The following is a 15,645-nucleotide window of genomic DNA, read 5'->3' on the forward strand; positions in this document are numbered from 1 at the left end:
TTACGCCACCCTCTTGCCCATCGCGAGCTCACGGTCCACCGCCTCCAGCGCCATGCCGGGCGTGATGGCGCGCATGCAGTCCACGCGGCCGTCGCAGGTTGGTTTTCGGTAACACGGCGAGCAGGAAAGATGCATATTCAAGACGATATTTCGCGCGCCGTACGGCCCGGTGCGGTCCGAATTGGTCGCGCCGAACAGCGCCACCGTGGGAGTTCCGACCGCGACGCCCATATGCATCGGTCCCGTATCCCCCGTCACCAGGACATCGCAGGATTCCAGCACCGCCGCCAGCTCACGCAGCGACGACGTACGGCCCGAGACGTCCACGATCGGTTCGGCGGCGCGCATCTTGATCTTCACCTGGCCGACCACTTCCGCATCTTTCGAATCGCCGACGAAGACGATGCTTCGGCCCTGTTCGATCAGCGTATCGGCCAGCTCCACCCAGTAACCGACCGGCCACTTCTTATATTCCCAGGAAGCGCCGACATTGAGCGCGACGCGTGGGCACGGCAGCGCCCGCACGTCCACCAGCACTTCGGACGCGATCCCATCCGTCAAATAGCGCTGCTCGGGAAACTCCCCTCGCTTCGGATGCGCCCCGAACAGTTCGGAAAAGCCGTAAAGAATATCGACGGCGTGCCGGTCGCCATGTTCGCCGCCCAGCTTGGCCGAGACGATCGGGTGCGTCAAAAAGTACGCGTTGCCCTCGCGGTTGCGATCGATCCCAATGCGAATCGGCGCGCCGGAGAGCCAAGTCAGCAGCCCGCTCAGCCCCAGCCCTTGCAGGTCCAGCGCGCAGTCGTAGCGACGCGCGCGCAGATCGCGCCGGACGGAGAGCAGGTCGCGCATCGTCGGCTTGTTGGGAACGACATGCAGGGCGCGAATGACCGGGTTGCCCTCCAGAACGCTGGCGCAACGCTTGCGAACGACCCAGTCGATCGATATGTCCGGCCGCGCCCGTTGGATCGCTTCCACGGCGGGCAGAGCGTGAAGGATGTCGCCGATACTGCTGGTTTTGACGATCAGCAGACGTTTTACATTAGCCAGCGATGGGAGTTGAGGGAGTGTCATGTTGCCTTGTTCGCGCTGCGTATTCCTCGGCCAGATGCGCCGGCGGCGGGACTTTCCATCGATCGTGCAGCCACAGCCACTGTTCCGGATACTGACGCACCACATCCTCAATCACCGCCGTCAGATCCGCCATGATGCGCGTGGAATCGGCCTCCGTGTCGCCCGTGGATGTAATATCGATCTCTGGGCGCAGCTCCATCCGGTATGTTCCGTCCGGCTGGCGGATGCAGAACATCGGCAGGATCGGCGCTCCGGTCTTCAGAGCGATGACGGCCGGGCCGGCCACGGTGCCCGCGAGGCGCCCAAAGAACGGGACGAAGACATCTTCCGACTTCTGGTCCGGGAGAATGGCGATGATGCCGCCCTTGCGCAGCCTTTGCAGCAGCGCCTTCGGGGACGCGCCGCGCGGATGCACGACGTATCCGCCGTTTTCGCGCAGCTTATCCGTAATCTCGTTGAACGCCGCATCATCGCTCTGGCGCGCCACCACCGCAAACTCATAACCCTCCAGCGCCGCGCGACGGGCCAGAAGCTCCCAGTTGCCGAAGTGCGCCGTCACCAGGATCATGCCTTTGCCGCGAGCGAGCAGCTCCTCGACATAGGCGTACGAATCGGCTTTGACGAATGAGCGCAGCTGATCGGGCGTCAGCGTCGGCGCCTTCAAAAACTCCAAAAGGGTGCCGCAGAAGTGCTGGAATACTTTCTTGATCAGCGCCTGGCGCTCGCGCTCGCTCATCTGATCGCCGTAGGCGGCTTTCAAATTGCGGTCGGCGACATTGCGGTAGCGCGCGGAGCATTTGTAGCCGAACGCGCCCAACGCCGCCCCCCAGGCCATAACGGACTTCCAGGGCGCCAGACGCAGCGACCACAGCAGCGTGCGAAAGGTGTTCCGAACGAAAGCTTGCCAAATTCGCTTTTTCATGCGCTTCTTCGTGCATTCGGCGCGGCCGTAAAGACTCGCCGTTCGATCTCTTTCATAAAACGCGCCTCGTCCTCAATCGCCATCGCGATCCGAAGCGCGTAGGCCGGACAGGAGCCGCCCGCCGAAACGGCGCTCCACTTCACGGCGTCTTTCTCCGTCATGACAATCGCGTCGGCCCCCGAGCGCAAACGCTCCTCTTCCGCCGCCTGGATGTCGTTCTCTGTAAAGGGATAGTGATCGTCGCGCACGATGTGCGTCACGATCTCGACGCCGGCGGCAAGGAGCGTCCGGCGAAACGACTCGGGCTGCGCGATCGCCGAGACCGCAATCACCCGCGCGCCGCGCATCTCTTCCAGCGGCCGCGCCGCTACCGGCGCTTGTCCCACGGACAGCCACATCGACGGCGCATGAGTCGCGAAAAACAAGGGCGCATCGGCGTTGAGCGCGGTCACTTCGGCGGCCAGCGCCGCTCGCCCGTCACTGTCAATTCGGTCGGCTCGCGTGGCGACGACGATCCCCGCGCGCGACAGATGCCGCTTCGGCTCGCGCAGCAGCCCGCGTGGAAGCGGATAGCCGTTGTCGAATGGGCGGCGGGCGTCGAGCAGCACGATATCGAGATCGCGCTCCAGCTGCCAGAACTGAAATCCATCGTCGAGAACAAATGCGTCCAAGGCATGGCGGCGCAGCGCCTCACGCCCGGAAAGTCGCCGGTCTTTTCCTACGAGCACCGGAACGCGCGGGCAAAGTTCGGCCAGCAGCACCGGCTCATCGCCGGCCTGCGCCGCCGTCATAAGCACGCTGCCGTCGCCTTCGGACACATGGCGCGCTTCCTGCGATTCGCCGCCATGCCCTCGGCTCAAAATCGCAATACGCCGCCCATCGGCCGTCAAACGGTTCGCCAGAAACGCCGTCATCGGCGTCTTGCCGGCGCCGCCGACACTGAGGTTACCGACACTGATGACGGGAATGGGGAGACGCGCGCGCTTTCTCACCCCAAACCGCTCCGCGCCCAGATACAGCTCCAGACCTCCATCGTAGAGCGACGCCAGCCCGCCGAGCGCCCCGCGCGTGATGCTGGCCGCGACGCCCCGCGCGGGGTCCTCCACGGCAATCGTTTTCAGTAAGTACTGTTCCAGACGCGAACTCATCGCCGAGCGGTTCCCGTCAACTGCGCCGTAGGGATTTTGCGCCCCACCATGCGCTCGGCTTCCGCTTCCAGCATGTCGATCTGCTCTCCGAGCCGGTCAGTCCAGCGCTGCTGCTCTTCCTCGCTCTTGGCGTCAGCGGGAATATACATCGGATCACCGTAGAGCATGACCGCCTTGGAGAACGGCATTGGGATCATATAGCGGTCCCAGGTCGAAAGCAGTTTGCACGATGAGGCGCCGATGCCGACGGGAATGATCGGGCACCCCGATTTCATCGCCAGGTAGACCGTGCCGGTATGCGCCGTGCGGCTTGGGCCGCGCGGGCCGTCCGGCGTGTGCGCCAGCACTCCCCCGCCCTTCAGCGCCTTGATCAGCTTGAGAGTAGCCTCCACGGCGCCGCGCGCCGACGACGACCCGCGCACGATGTTAAATCCGAAGCGTTTGAAGATCCAGTACTGATACTCGCCATCGCGCGATGTCGAGATCATCGCCCAGTAGCCGCGCCGGTGAAAGCGCGTGATCGGCAGCAGCGTCCGCCCATGCCAAGTGGCGAGGATCACGCCCTTTCCGGTCTCGCGCCGGATCTTCTCAACTTGATCTTCGCGCACGAAGCGCAGATTGACGGTGCGGGACACCGTCCAGGTCAATATGGCGATGATCAGGGAAAAAGCGCGTGGTTTCATAGAGGCGCGCCGACTTGCGGCGTCTCAACTTCCCATCGGAACTGTGTTTCGTACAGTTGTGCATAGATGCCGTCCGGGATTCGCAGCAGCTCCGCGTGCGTTCCCGATTCGGCGATCCGGCCATTCTGCATGACCAAAATTCGGTCGGCGTTGACGACTGTCGAAAGGCGGTGCGCGATCACGAGAGTCGTGCGCCCCTGCATCAGTTCGTCCAGCGCCTGCTGAACGAGCGTCTCGGACTGGTTGTCCAGCGCTGAGGTCGCCTCATCCAAAATCAAAATGCGCGGGTTCTTGATCAGCGCCCGGGCGATCGCGACACGCTGTCGCTGGCCGCCGGAAAGCTGCTTACCGCGCTCGCCGACAATGGTATTGTACCCGTCCGGCAAAACGTTCGGGTTCGAAATGAAATCGTGCGCGTTCGCGGCGCGCGCCGCCTGCTCCACCATCTCATCCGTGGCGTCCGGATTGCCGTAGGCGATATTGTCGCGGATCGTCCCGCCAAATAGCATCGTCTCCTGCGGCACGATGGCGATATGCTTGCGCAAAGATTGAACGGTCACCGCGCGCAGATCGTGTCCATCCACGGTTACCGAGCCGGCGTCCGGGTCGTAAAACCGGGGGATCAGATCGGCGATCGTGCTCTTGCCCGATCCGGTCTTCCCGACCACCGCCACCACCTCGCCGGGGTTCATCGTGAAGCTGATGTTGCTCAGGACCGGGGTGCCCGGAACATAGGCAAAATCGACGTTACGGAACTCGATCAGGCCCTGGATTTCGGGGAGCGAAACGGCGTCGGGCGCGCTGCGGATGTCCGGCTCGACATCGAGCACATTGTCCAGAATGCGCTCGCTCGCCGCCCGGATCTGCTCCCAGGTGACCTTCGCGCCGCCCAATCCGTTCAAACCGACCGCGACTTGATTGAGGAGGCCGATAAAGTAAACCAGGTGCGCGAACGAGAGCTGATGACCGACCACCAGGTTGCCGCCGACCCAAAGCGCGAACGAGATCCCAATCGCGCCGATCACATCGACGCTGGGCTTGAGGTTCGCCTGCCGGCGCACGCTCTGCATGAACAGCTCTTTGGCGTTATGGTTCTCCCGGTCGAAGCGGGCGATCTCATGCTGCTCGGCGGAAAACGATTGGATCACGCGGATACCGCTCAGCGTCTCCTCCATGATCGTGTTGACATCGGAGAGCTTGTCCTGCGTGCGGCTGGTGATGCCCTTGATCTGCTTGGTGAGCCAGTTGATAATCGCCGCCATCAAGGGGATGACGATCATCGCCGCGAGCGAAAGCTTGGGCGAGATCCAGATGCAGATGGCGATGCCGCCAATCACCTGAAACGGCGCGGGCGCCAGGTCCTTCAAGCTCGCGATGGAGCTTTGCAGGAGCGGCACGTCGTTGTTGATGGTGGACATCAGCGCGCCGGTGCGCTGTTTGTTGAAAAAGCGAAGGGAAAGGCTCTGCAAGTGCGTGTAGATGGCGCTGCGCAGGCGCAGGCCAAGGCGCTGGCCCGCTTCGGCGAAATAGACCATCTCGCCATAGACAAAGAACCAGCGCACAACGTACACGCCCACGATGGCGAGGCTGTAGAGATTCAGCTTCGCCGCGTTGCCCACTTTGAGCGCGTCGAACAGATCGGACATGATCTTCGCGCTGAGCAGCCCCGTTCCGCTCAGGCCAATGGCGGATAGGAGCGCGACAAACAGCAGCCATTTGTCACGCAGCATGTACGCGCCCAAAAGACGCCATACGCGGCGGGAAAGATCGGCTCCATCGGACTTATCCATGTTTTAACACCAGTACTCGACAAACGGTTAATGCAATAACGAACACTACGGCGAATAGGGCCGACAGATGTTCCCGATTATTAATCGCTTGCGCCCAGGTGTATGCGCCGTCGCCGCGCGTGCGCGGGCTGAGAGAGGGAATAATGCGAGGAACACGCGCAAGATAGTCCAAGTATGGCTGCCCAAACTTGACCTTGAGGAAGCTTTCCTCGTAGCGGATGGCGGCCAAATGGAACAGGAAAAATAGCGCCGTCATCGCGATGACGCCGCCCCACCCCAGCCCCGAAACCAGGCCGTAGCCGATCGCCAGGAGCAGCGAGCCGAAGTACAAAGGGTTACGGACATAGGCGTACGGGCCGCCGGTGGCGATCACGGCGTCCTTGGAGATGTAGCCGGCCGCCCAGAAACGGACGACTTCACCCAGGAACACCAGGACGATCCCGGCGGCGTACGCCGGAACTCCGCCGTCCCCGCGTTTCAGCAGGACGACGGCGGCCATCAGCAGCAGCGGGATAAGCCATGTGAACATCGTGCGGCGACGCACGAGAAAGGGAGGCCGGCCGACGGCCGGCGGATTAGTCGGGTTTTCAGAACTTGTCATGCGGGTCAAAGATTAAAAGCGTCCCTAACGACGCGGATGGGATTCGATCAGGTCGAGCAGCAGCTGCGCGCTGCGCTCGACTCCGCCGGGCTCGCCGAGCACGCGATGCACCAGCTCGGTCACACGAGTTTTGAGCGACATCAGCCGCTCGGGCTGCAGCAGAATGCCCACGGCCAGCTCCGAGATGGCTTCCGGATTGGCCTCATCCTGAAGCAGCTCCGGAAACAGCGCCTCGTCGGCCATGATATTGGGCATTCCGAAATGCTTGATTTTGAGTTTGGGCTTGCGAAGGCGATATTCAAACGCCATGAAGCTCGAGACCCGGTACACAATGATCATCGGCTTGTGCAGGATCGCGGCCTCCAGCGTGGATGTGCCGGACTTGGTGATCACCAGGTCGCTGCGGCTCATCACATCGTAGGTCAGGTCTTCGCAGATCACTAGCGGCGCTTGCTTCGGGATCGGCCGTTCGCGCGGCGCCGGAGATTCTTCTTCGGGCGCGGGCAGCGTCATCCCTTCCGTGGTCGCCATCTGAGCGGACGGCGACGGCAGCGTCGAATGCGCGATCTGCGCCAGCTTGTCGCCCGCCTGATGGATAAAGAGCTGCAAACGCGCCGCCCGGCCTCCCTGCCGCTGCTCGCGCCGGATCATCTCCTCGACATAGGCGCGCGGCGCGGACGGCGCCAGAGCCAGCACGAACTGCACGCCCGGAATGCGCCGCGAGATCTCGCCGGCCGCGCCGATCAGCGGCGGCAGGATGTGGGTGAGCTCAAACATGCGGCTGCCGGGAAGCAGCGCGACGATCGGGCGCATGGGATCCAAGCCAAAGCGCTCATAGAACTCCCCATCGGTCATCTGCGGCTTCACGATGTCCAGCAATGGGTGGCCGACAAAATGCGCGTCCGCGCCAACGGCGTTCAAATAGTCCGCGGACCATGGAAACGGCGTCACAATGCGGTCCGTCGCCGACACCAGCTTGTTCGGCTTACTGCTGGGCGCGTCGGGGATCTCTGGCCGGCGCCACGATCCCGGCGGGAAGTAGTAGAAGACCGGACAGATCCCATGCTGCTTCGCCCAGCGCCCGATCTCCACATTGAATGCGCCGGCGTCGATGAGCACCAGCGCGTCGGGCGGATTGGCCTTCAAAGACCGTTTGAGTTTCGCGCGCACGGAAAGCAAATACGGGATGCTGAACAGAGTCGCGACGATGCCGATGCTGCTCCACGGATCGCTGTTGTAATGCACGTCCACGCCGGCGGCCGCCATCAGCTTGCCGCCGCCGCCCCACGCCGTTACGGGACGGGGCGCGACAAGCTTGCGCAGAGCCTCCAGCAGCGCCGCTCCCTGGCGGTCGCCGGAAGACTCGCCGGCGATCATGGCGATAGTTATCGGTCGCTCAGACATACGGATGGGCGCTCCTGCGGCAGCCGCCTCCGTCAGCTTCGCGCGGCGTCGTTTTGACGGCCGTTCGATCCGAATCGGATATTTCGAATAAAGGACAGCAGATAATCGCGCTCCGGGCTCTCGTCAATGTCCGTCTCGATCGTTTCCAGCGCCTGCGACATATTCATGCTGGAGCGATACAGGGTCTTGTAAGCCTGCTTCAGGTCGGCGCGCGTATGCGCGGAGACGCCGGAGCGGCGAAGGCCGATCACGTTCAGGTCCAGGATTTTGCAGGGGCGTCCATCGGCCATCATAAAGGGCGGGATGTCCTGGACAACCTTGGAATAGCCGCCGATCATCGCCAGCTTGCCGATCCGGACGAACTGGTGGATGCCGACGATGCCGCCGAGCACCACGCGATCCTCCACCTCCACATGGCCGGCGATGCCCACCATGTTCGCCATGGTGATGCCGCTGCCGATCATGCAGTTGTGGCCGATGTGGCAGTACGCCATGATCTGATTGCCGTCGCCGATGCGCGTCTCGTTCCCCGCGCCGGCGGCGCGATGGATCGTGACGTGCTCGCGAATCACGTTGTTGTCGCCAATGATCAAAAAGCTTTTCTCGCCCTTGAACTTTCGGTCTTGCGGAATGCCGCCAAGGACCGCGCCCGAGAAGATCTCGCAGCCGGCGCCCACGGTGACGTACGGTTCGATCACGACGTGAGCGCGCAGCTGCGATCCGTCGCCGATGGAAACCTCGGCGCCGATCACACAATATGCGCCGATCTCAACGTCCTTCCCGATGTGCGCCGTCGGGTCGATTACCGCAGTGGGATGTATCATCGTTTCTGTCAGACTTTCTCCAGCTTCGCGTCCATTCAAGCGAAGCCTGCTCCAAACTCGCCGCCGCTCGCGAGACGCCTCGTAGCTCCTCGCGGATCGCCGCGGATATTTACTCCGGCTTTGACAGGACGAACATGATCTCCGCTTCCGCGACGACTTGGTCCTCGACCCGGGCAGTGCAGTGCACCTTCCCAGTATTGCCTCGCGCCCTCGTCAAGACGGCCTCAATGTTCAATGTGTCGCCTGGGACCACGGGACGCCGAAATTTGGCGTTGTCGATCGTTCCCAGAAAAGCCAGCTTGCCGCGATGCTCCTCGACCGCAAGGATCATGATCCCGCCGATCTGAGCCATCGCTTCGATCACCAACACCCCCGGCATAATCGGACGCTGGGGGAAATGTCCCTGAAAGAACTCTTCATTCACCGTAACGTTCTTGATTCCGACGGCGCGCTTGCCGGGCTCCAGCTCAAGGACCCGGTCCACTAGAAGAAATGGATAACGGTGGGGCAAAATTTCTTTAATCGCCGCGATATCGAGCATCTTCAATACAATCTCCTAACAGCAGTACTCACAAAACGGGGCGGCAAGGACCGCCCATCATTTACATTTTACGCAGCAGCGTCGCTAAACTCGTGTTCAACTGGTGTCCCGGCTTGACGGCGATCACATGCATCTGGAGAGGTCTGCCGGCCAGCGCCAGATCCCCGATGAGATCCAGCAGCTTGTGCCTGGCGAGCTCATTCTCAAAGCGCGGAGGAGTGACATACGCCTCTTCCCCCAGCACCAAAGCGTTGTCGTACGACGCGCCTAATCCCAAACCGCGCGCATGCAGTTGTTCGATTTCGGAAAGAAATCCATACGTTCGGGCGGGCGCGATCTGCGTCGCGTAATCATCGGACACCGCATCGAACGTAGCGATTTGGCTGCCCAAATACGGATGGTTCGGATAAGACAGCGCCACGGTCGCCTGAAAATGCGGCGCGGGAAGCGCCAGCACGGACGATCCGGACGCGCCCATCAGCAGCAGCGGCTCGCGCAGCGCGAGAGGCTCCAGCGCGATCGCTCCGGGGTGCTCGCCGATCCCAGCCGCCTGGATCAGCGCGAGAAACGGCGCCGCGCTCCCGTCCGCAATCGGCAGCTCCGGCCCCGAAACCTCGATCCGGGCGTCGTCAACGCCCAGCGCCGCCAGCGAAGAAAGTAAATGCTCGACAGTGGAAAGCGTACGCCCGCCTGCATGGATCTGTGTCTGCCGAGACGTATCCCCGAGATTCTCCGTCAGCGCGGGGATTTCCTGCCCGGATTCCGAGTCGACAAACAAAAGTCCCCTGCCCGGTTCTGCGGGCAAGAGACGCACCCACGCCTCACTGCCGGAGTGAAGCGCGATTCCATGAAAGCGTTCCGAGGGTTGGAGGAGGGTTTGGCGGCGGCGAGGAAGAGCCAGGGTCACTAGCTCTTCCCCTTTTCCAGTTCCGCAAGACGGCGCTCAAGATCCTTGACGTGATCGAAGATTTCCGGCAGCTTCATCTGAAGGGCCTTGGCGCGAAGCTCGGATTGATGCGCGCGGCCGTAAGGGCCGGAAACAAACGATCCCTTCGGCAAGTCGCTGATGACCGCCGCCTGGGCGCAGACGATCGTGCCGTCGCCGATCGTGACATGGTCCTTGACGCCGACCTGTCCCGCGAGGATGACGCCGTCGCCGATGTCCACGCTGCCGGACACGCCGACTTGGGCGACGATGACGCAGTTTCGTCCGACCGAGACGTTATGGCCGATATGGACCTGGTTGTCGATCTTCGTGCCCGCCCCGATCGTCGTGGAGCCCGTTCGGGCGCGGTCGATCGTGACGTTGGCGCCGATCTCGACATCGTTCTCGATGATGACGCGTCCGATCTGCGGGATCTTGTAATGACGGTTCTCGATAAACATGTAACCGAAGCCGTCGGTCCCCAGCACGCTGCCGCTGTGGATCACGACGCTGTCGCCGATCTCGGTATTGTTGTGCAGCACGACGTGCGGATAGATCACGCAGTTCTCGCCAATCACTACATCGTCGCCGATATAAGCGAACGGATAGATCACGCTGTTCGCGCCGATCTTGACGTTGTCGCCGATATGCGCCAGTGAGTGAATGGAGATGTTTTCACCCTGCGTCAGATTCTCTCCCAGGATGGCGGACGGGTGGATCCCCTTGTAGACCTTGGGTTCCGGCGCAAAGATGCGCAGGACCTGCGCAAAGGCGAAGCGCGGATTTTTCACACGGATGAGCGGCTTGTCCGAAGACTGGCCCGACGCCGGAGCGATCACCGCGGACGCCTGAGAGCGGCCGGCGCTGCTCAGCAGCTTCTCATTTTCCGCGTAGGTGATGTCACCATCGCGCGCGTCTTCTATGCTGGAGATGCCAAGGATAGGAATATTAGCGTCTCCTTCCACAGATCCTTGAATCAGCTCCGCGAGCTGTCCTACCGTTGTTTGCATGTCAGTTCCTTTTACTTCCCGCCGTCATGCTCGAATCGAGTGTCTGCGATGGTATCTCGCTTGTAGGCGATGCAGTCTCGCTGATGCGCGATGTGATCTCGCTTTTCCACACGCCGGCTTTTAAAGCCGTGGCGACCTCGGCCGTCAGATCCTTCGCTCCCGGGCCGGGTTTTCCAAATACAATGGACCAATTCTTTTCCGCCGCGGCGTCCAGGGCCGCGGTTCGGGTATCCGCCCGCAGATAACTGCGCCATCGATCGCGTTGCGCGGCGATCCGCTGCTCGCCGGCCGCCAGGTCCCGCGCGTTCGACGCGCCTGCGATCCCCGCTTCGCGGACGGTCTGGGCGGACAGCGCGCCGACCAGCGGCGCGCTGGTCGTCTCAGCCGCTCCGATCTGCGCCAGCAGACCTTCCCGCTCGGTATGCAGCCGCAGCGCCTCTCGCTCGGCCTGACGCGCATCCTCCGCCTTCAGCGAGGTCTCCAGCGCGGCGTACTTCTGGGCGACATAGTCGGCCCGCGCCTGGAGGGCGTCGCGGATCTCATTGGCGCGCTGCGATCTCGCGGCGGCGATCGCCGCCAGGTGCGTCGTATCGGCCGCATCGTAGCGCGCCTGCTTGTCCACAAGATCCTGCCTGGCTTGCAGCAGCTCGGGCGCCGGCGGCGTCGAAAGCTTCCAGTGATCGATCGTATCTTTTAAGGCGCGGATTTGCAGCATCAGGTTGAGCTTTTCCTGCGTCTGCTCCGCGATAATCCGGTCATACTCGGCGGCGTAACGGTTCTCGATCGCCAGCAGCGCGGTCTGATACTGCTGCTCCGCCTCCACCTTCCAGGTGCGGCTCTCGCGGCGAAGCTGCAAATCACGCTCCTCGGCGCTCCGCGCCCGCAGCAGCGCCAATTGCCGCGCGCCGAGCGCCTCCAGTCGGCGACGCTCCCCGTCCAGGCCCACATCCGGCCGGCTCGGGGCTGAAATGTCGATTGCCGGCAGCGTATCGAGTGAGACATCGCCCAGCACGCTCTTGTCGCCCGCCGCCCCTTTGCGGACCTCGGCGATCGCCTCATCGAATTGACCGATATTGCGCCAGCCTGGGTGCATCGGCGTCAGCTGGTCCAGATCCACCACGCCCGAGCGCGTCACGACCGCCGGGGGAGCCTTGCGCCCACAGCCGGCGATCGTCGCGAGAGCGAAGGCGCAGCAGATCAAGCCGATGCGGCGGTCGCTCATGCTACTTGTTGAGCCGCTTGATCACTTCGTCCGAAATGTCATTGGACGTATAGACCGCGACGGCGGAATCAAAGACCACGGCCAGCCCCTTCTCCTTCGCCACGGCGGCGATCGCCTGCTTGACGGTCTCGGTAAACTGCGCGTTGATCTTGTCGGCCTCCGTCTTGAACTGATCGCTGTACGATTCGCTCAGCTGCTGCAAGACCTGCCGCGCCTGGGTCTGCTGGGCGGTCAGCGCGCTCAGGCGGGCTTTGTCGTCCGCCGTCGCGTCCGCCTTCTGCTGCAAAGCGCGCAGATCCGCCGCGTCCTTGCTGGACTGCGCCTGAAGCGCGGTGATCCGCGCCTTGTCCGCATCCGTCGGCGCGGCCTTGGAAAGCAGCGTCTGAAGCTCCTGCTGCTGGGGCAGGTTCAGCATGTCGCTCGCCGATTGCGTCTTCAACTGGTTGGAAAGACGGACGTTGATATCCTGGATGCTCCGCTCCAGGTCCGCGCGCTTGGTGTATCCCGCCTGGATCTTCTGCAGATCCACGCTGCCGAACGAAACCGTCGCGTCGGCGGCGCAGGCGGCGCGCACGCCGCCCAGAACAGGGGCGCCGACCAGGGTCAGCGCGATTGCGGCGGAGGCGAAGGAGCGTCGAAAATAGGATGTCGATAGGGTCTTCATAAGTTATCCATTCACAATAGTCGCCGCGGAGGCGCCGGTCATACAGACGAAGCGATCCGCCGGCGAGTTCCGATTAAAATGATTGCCCGATGCTAAACTGGGTCTTCCCGCCCTCGCGGCCGACGGCGTAATCGACGCGGATCGGGCCGATCGGGGTCACCAAACGGATGCCGACGCCGAAGTTCGACGACAACGACAGCGTGTCGTGCTGCTTCAGGCTGGCGTCCTGGTAAATGCTGCCCCAGGCGTCGCCGACATCCGCCAGGAGAACGCCCTGGAGATTGCCGTCTTTGCCCACCGGAATGCGCAGCTCCGACTGGAACAAGGCCAGGTTGCTGCCCCAATAGCGGTCCGTCTGGTAGCCGCGCAGTGAATCCGCGCCGCCCAGGAAGTACTGCTCGAAGAACGGTACGTTTTTGTTCGTGGCGCCCAGAAGCAAGCGCACCGCGAAGACCCGCTTGGGCTCACGGAAGTCTCCGGGCTTTCGCGGCCCCTGGAGGCTGATATACTGGCGCAGATCGATGCCGACCTTGGTGAAGACGTGCCGACCCGGCTGCAGCGGTCCCGGCGCGTTGTTCACCGTCGTCGTATTCGCGACGCCGGCTTCGAACGAGAACGCGCGCAGGGCTCCGGCGGCCGGAGAGATATCGTTATCACGCGTGTTGCTGGTGCCGTTGAAGCCCAGCGCGCTGACGTTGCCGATCTGCCGGATGAACAGGTCCTGCGGCGGAAGCTGAACATCGTTCGCGCGGACCTGCTCGGTTCGGCTCGAAATACCGAACGAGAACGTGTCGCTGAGCGGACGCGCCAGGTTCAGCGTGGCGCCTCGGCGCTTTTCGATATAAGTGTTGTTGCTGCCGTCGGTGCCCGAGAACGTATCCGAGGCAAAACGGTAGATCGCGCGATCGTAGAGGTTCGCGCTTAGCGACGTGTGGTGGCTGTCCAGATAGGGCTCAAAGAACCCCAGCTCCAGATCGCTCTGGCTGCTGCTGCCGCCCACTTCCCACGTCAGGCTGACGCGCTCGCCCAGGCCCCGGAAGTTGTTCTCGGCCAGCTCGGCGCGTCCCACCAGATTGGCGCGGTCGGAGTAGCCGACGCCGACGGAAACCTGGCCGCTGCGCTTCTCCACCACCGGGATGGAAATGATGACCTTGCCGACATCGGTCGGGATCTCTTCAAACGGTCCGACCTGATCGAACAGACCCAGATTGTAAACCTTGGTCAGCTCTTTTTGCAGACGCCGCTCGTCCAGAACGTCGCCGGCCTTGCTGCGCATCTCACGGGTAATGACAACGGCTTTCGTCTTCTTGTTACCCTTAATCTGAATCGATTCAATATGCGCTTCGATCAGCGGAATCGTCAGAACACCCGTGTTCGGATCGATGTTGATGTCCGAGCTGACGTCGAAGATATAACCCTGCGAACGGACATATCCCGTCTGGCGATCGAACAAATGCGCCAAATCACGCACGAGCACCGTGGTGTTGAGGACCTGGCCTTCCTTGATCTCCATCAGCGATTTCAGCTTGTCGGAGGGGATGGTCGGCTCGCCGGTTGGGGTGTTCGCGTTGAAGGCGATCTTCTTGATCACCGGATTTTCAACCACGGTGTAAACGACCTGCACTCCGCCGTCCGGCGTCTGCACGGCGTTCAGGCCGATATCGCCGTTGAAGTACCCCATGTTCTTGATCGACTCGCGATCCTTATCCGCGTTATCCGGCGTATATTGATCGCCGGCCTTCTGGGTCAGAACCGCCTGGATCGCATCGGTCGAGATCGTATGGTTGCCTTTGATCACGACTTCGGCGATCTTGCCCTTCAGCGCGGGAGCAGTCGGAGCGGGAGCGGCGGCCGGGGCGGCGCCCCCTGCGTCTGGGAGAGTGATCGCCGGAGCAGGATCTGGCGTGGCGGGCGCCGGAGCGGCGGTTTGCGCCAGGACCGGATGAGAGGCGGCGAGGCCGTCGGCCAGAATGGAGGCGGTGATCGCGAGCATGCACGCAGACTTCGCGGCGTTCGCTCGATGTTTATTCCAGATTGTCAAACAACAATGCTCCCTTGTGTCGGCTCAAAGCGCGAGATTTTCAAAACTTGACGGCTGCATCTTTTAGATCTTGTAATACGGCTCGACACGCTGACGGACCATTCCGCGCGCCCGATTCAAACGGGTTTTCACCGCTTCCATCGTCAGCCCCGTCACCTCGGCGATCTCGTTGTAAGACATGCCTTCCATCTCACGGAGAACGAGCACGACTTTGTACTCAGAGGCGAGGCTGTCGACGGCGCGCTGGACAAGAGCGCGCAGTTCTTTCTGCTCCAGCACCCGGGCGGGAGAGAAGCTCCAGTCGGCGATCTCGCGGGTTTCCGCGATCATGTCATCGCCGCCGTCCACGGAAACTCCGGCGTCCAGCGACGGCCCCTCGGCCTGTCGAACGCGGTCCCGCTGTTTGAATCGATTTTTGCAGTGGTTATGCGCGATCCGGTACAGCCATGTGTACACATGGGCGTCACCCCGGAACTGGCCGCGGGCCTTGTACGCGGAGACGAATGTCTCCTGTGTCAGATCGGCGGCCTCGTCATAATCGCCGATCCACTGGTAGATCACATTGAACAGCGGCTTATTATACCGCTCCACCAGCGCGTCGAAGTCGTGAACGAGCTCGTTTTGCGCTCGCTTGGTTTCTAGGGCTTCCGTGGCGCTGCGCAATTCGTCTTCCTGGGCGGCGGTTTGCTGGGCAGCCCCGTCGGCCTTAGTTTTCCAGCGAGCGCGCGGCGCCTGCGCCATAACGTCTATCCTTAGGACAAAAACCGATAAAAAAAGTTTCGTTTATTTTGCGTCC

15 protein-coding genes are annotated in these 15,645 nt (G+C 62.3%); all 15 read right to left on the reverse strand.

The window, feature by feature from the left end:
• The 15 genes from D5261_RS25765 to D5261_RS25835 all read right to left on the reverse strand — a co-directional run bounded on the left by D5261_RS25765 (position 1) and on the right by D5261_RS25835 (position 15,590).
• Positions 1 to 1,074 (reverse strand): glycosyltransferase family 9 protein, encoded by a 1,074-nt coding sequence (locus tag D5261_RS25765; RefSeq protein ID WP_165863889.1) that lies wholly within the window; start codon positions 1,072 to 1,074, stop codon positions 1 to 3.
• The gene (locus D5261_RS25770; protein WP_119319278.1) at positions 1,043 to 1,996 is read right to left on the reverse strand and encodes a lysophospholipid acyltransferase family protein; all 954 of its coding nucleotides are present in this window, start codon (positions 1,994 to 1,996) and stop codon (positions 1,043 to 1,045) included. Before D5261_RS25770 ends, D5261_RS25765 begins: the two co-directional genes overlap by 32 nt.
• Entirely contained in the window at positions 1,993 to 3,144 is a 1,152-nt protein-coding gene (lpxK, locus tag D5261_RS25775) for a tetraacyldisaccharide 4'-kinase (RefSeq protein WP_119319277.1), read from the reverse strand. The genes D5261_RS25770 and lpxK overlap by 4 nt, the downstream gene beginning before the upstream one ends.
• Positions 3,141 to 3,827 carry a lysophospholipid acyltransferase family protein gene (locus tag D5261_RS25780; protein ID WP_119319276.1) on the reverse strand — a complete coding sequence of 229 codons (687 nt, stop codon included), beginning with the start codon at positions 3,825 to 3,827 and terminating at the stop codon, positions 3,141 to 3,143. The genes lpxK and D5261_RS25780 overlap by 4 nt, the downstream gene beginning before the upstream one ends.
• Positions 3,824 to 5,617, reverse strand: a complete 1,794-nt coding sequence (locus tag D5261_RS25785) for an ABC transporter ATP-binding protein (RefSeq protein WP_119319275.1) — start codon at positions 5,615 to 5,617, stop codon at positions 3,824 to 3,826. Before D5261_RS25785 ends, D5261_RS25780 begins: the two co-directional genes overlap by 4 nt.
• Positions 5,610 to 6,218 carry a methyltransferase family protein gene (locus D5261_RS25790; RefSeq protein ID WP_119319274.1) on the reverse strand — a complete coding sequence of 203 codons (609 nt, stop codon included), beginning with the start codon at positions 6,216 to 6,218 and terminating at the stop codon, positions 5,610 to 5,612. Before D5261_RS25790 ends, D5261_RS25785 begins: the two co-directional genes overlap by 8 nt.
• A 24-nt stretch (positions 6,219 to 6,242) precedes the next feature.
• On the reverse strand, positions 6,243 to 7,622 hold the full coding sequence (locus D5261_RS25795; RefSeq protein WP_119319273.1) for a lipid-A-disaccharide synthase: 1,380 nt from the start codon (positions 7,620 to 7,622) through the stop codon (positions 6,243 to 6,245).
• 32 nt (positions 7,623 to 7,654) lie between these two features.
• Entirely contained in the window at positions 7,655 to 8,446 is a 792-nt protein-coding gene (gene lpxA / locus D5261_RS25800) for an acyl-ACP--UDP-N-acetylglucosamine O-acyltransferase (RefSeq protein ID WP_119319272.1), read from the reverse strand.
• 109 nt (positions 8,447 to 8,555) lie between these two features.
• Positions 8,556 to 8,987, reverse strand: a complete 432-nt coding sequence (gene fabZ / locus D5261_RS25805) for a 3-hydroxyacyl-ACP dehydratase FabZ (protein ID WP_119319691.1) — start codon at positions 8,985 to 8,987, stop codon at positions 8,556 to 8,558.
• 61 nt (positions 8,988 to 9,048) lie between these two features.
• Complete coding sequence (lpxC, locus tag D5261_RS25810; protein ID WP_119319271.1) at positions 9,049 to 9,894, reverse strand: UDP-3-O-acyl-N-acetylglucosamine deacetylase; 846 nt, start codon at positions 9,892 to 9,894, stop codon at positions 9,049 to 9,051.
• Positions 9,894 to 10,922 carry a UDP-3-O-(3-hydroxymyristoyl)glucosamine N-acyltransferase gene (gene lpxD / locus D5261_RS25815; RefSeq protein WP_119319270.1) on the reverse strand — a complete coding sequence of 343 codons (1,029 nt, stop codon included), beginning with the start codon at positions 10,920 to 10,922 and terminating at the stop codon, positions 9,894 to 9,896. Before lpxD ends, lpxC begins: the two co-directional genes overlap by 1 nt.
• Before the next feature lies 1 nt (position 10,923).
• Positions 10,924 to 12,144: a coiled-coil domain-containing protein gene (locus D5261_RS25820; RefSeq protein ID WP_119319269.1), complete on the reverse strand. Its 1,221-nt coding sequence runs from the start codon at positions 12,142 to 12,144 to the stop codon at positions 10,924 to 10,926.
• A 1-nt stretch (position 12,145) separates the two neighbouring features.
• Positions 12,146 to 12,808, reverse strand: coding sequence for an OmpH family outer membrane protein (locus D5261_RS25825; RefSeq protein ID WP_119319268.1), 663 nt, complete (start codon positions 12,806 to 12,808; stop codon positions 12,146 to 12,148).
• A 73-nt stretch (positions 12,809 to 12,881) separates the two neighbouring features.
• Positions 12,882 to 14,849: a BamA/OMP85 family outer membrane protein gene (locus tag D5261_RS25830; RefSeq protein WP_125205772.1), complete on the reverse strand. Its 1,968-nt coding sequence runs from the start codon at positions 14,847 to 14,849 to the stop codon at positions 12,882 to 12,884.
• Positions 14,850 to 14,912: 63 nt separating this feature from the next.
• Entirely contained in the window at positions 14,913 to 15,590 is a 678-nt protein-coding gene (locus D5261_RS25835; protein WP_119319266.1) for an RNA polymerase sigma factor, read from the reverse strand.
• Between the last annotated feature and the right edge of the window lie 55 nt (positions 15,591 to 15,645).

This window comes from Capsulimonas corticalis, from assembly GCF_003574315.2.
Lineage (GTDB): Bacteria > Armatimonadota > Armatimonadia > Armatimonadales > Capsulimonadaceae > Capsulimonas > Capsulimonas corticalis.

Excerpts from the sequence above, each read along its gene's own strand:
- D5261_RS25765 (WP_165863889.1), bottom strand. The coding sequence starts at position 1,074 with ATGACACTCCCTCAACTCCCATCGCTGGCTAATGTAAAACGTCTGCTG.
- D5261_RS25770 (WP_119319278.1), bottom strand. The coding sequence starts at position 1,996 with ATGAAAAAGCGAATTTGGCAAGCTTTCGTTCGGAACACCTTTCGCACG.
- lpxK (WP_119319277.1), bottom strand. The coding sequence starts at position 3,144 with ATGAGTTCGCGTCTGGAACAGTACTTACTGAAAACGATTGCCGTGGAG.
- D5261_RS25780 (WP_119319276.1), bottom strand. The coding sequence starts at position 3,827 with ATGAAACCACGCGCTTTTTCCCTGATCATCGCCATATTGACCTGGACG.
- D5261_RS25785 (WP_119319275.1), bottom strand. The coding sequence starts at position 5,617 with ATGGATAAGTCCGATGGAGCCGATCTTTCCCGCCGCGTATGGCGTCTT.
- D5261_RS25790 (WP_119319274.1), bottom strand. The coding sequence starts at position 6,218 with ATGACAAGTTCTGAAAACCCGACTAATCCGCCGGCCGTCGGCCGGCCT.
- D5261_RS25795 (WP_119319273.1), bottom strand. The coding sequence starts at position 7,622 with ATGTCTGAGCGACCGATAACTATCGCCATGATCGCCGGCGAGTCTTCC.
- lpxA (WP_119319272.1), bottom strand. The coding sequence starts at position 8,446 with ATGATACATCCCACTGCGGTAATCGACCCGACGGCGCACATCGGGAAG.
- fabZ (WP_119319691.1), bottom strand. The coding sequence starts at position 8,987 with ATGCTCGATATCGCGGCGATTAAAGAAATTTTGCCCCACCGTTATCCA.
- lpxD (WP_119319270.1), bottom strand. The coding sequence starts at position 10,922 with ATGCAAACAACGGTAGGACAGCTCGCGGAGCTGATTCAAGGATCTGTG.
- D5261_RS25820 (WP_119319269.1), bottom strand. The coding sequence starts at position 12,144 with ATGAGCGACCGCCGCATCGGCTTGATCTGCTGCGCCTTCGCTCTCGCG.
- D5261_RS25825 (WP_119319268.1), bottom strand. The coding sequence starts at position 12,808 with ATGAAGACCCTATCGACATCCTATTTTCGACGCTCCTTCGCCTCCGCC.
- D5261_RS25835 (WP_119319266.1), bottom strand. The coding sequence starts at position 15,590 with ATGGCGCAGGCGCCGCGCGCTCGCTGGAAAACTAAGGCCGACGGGGCT.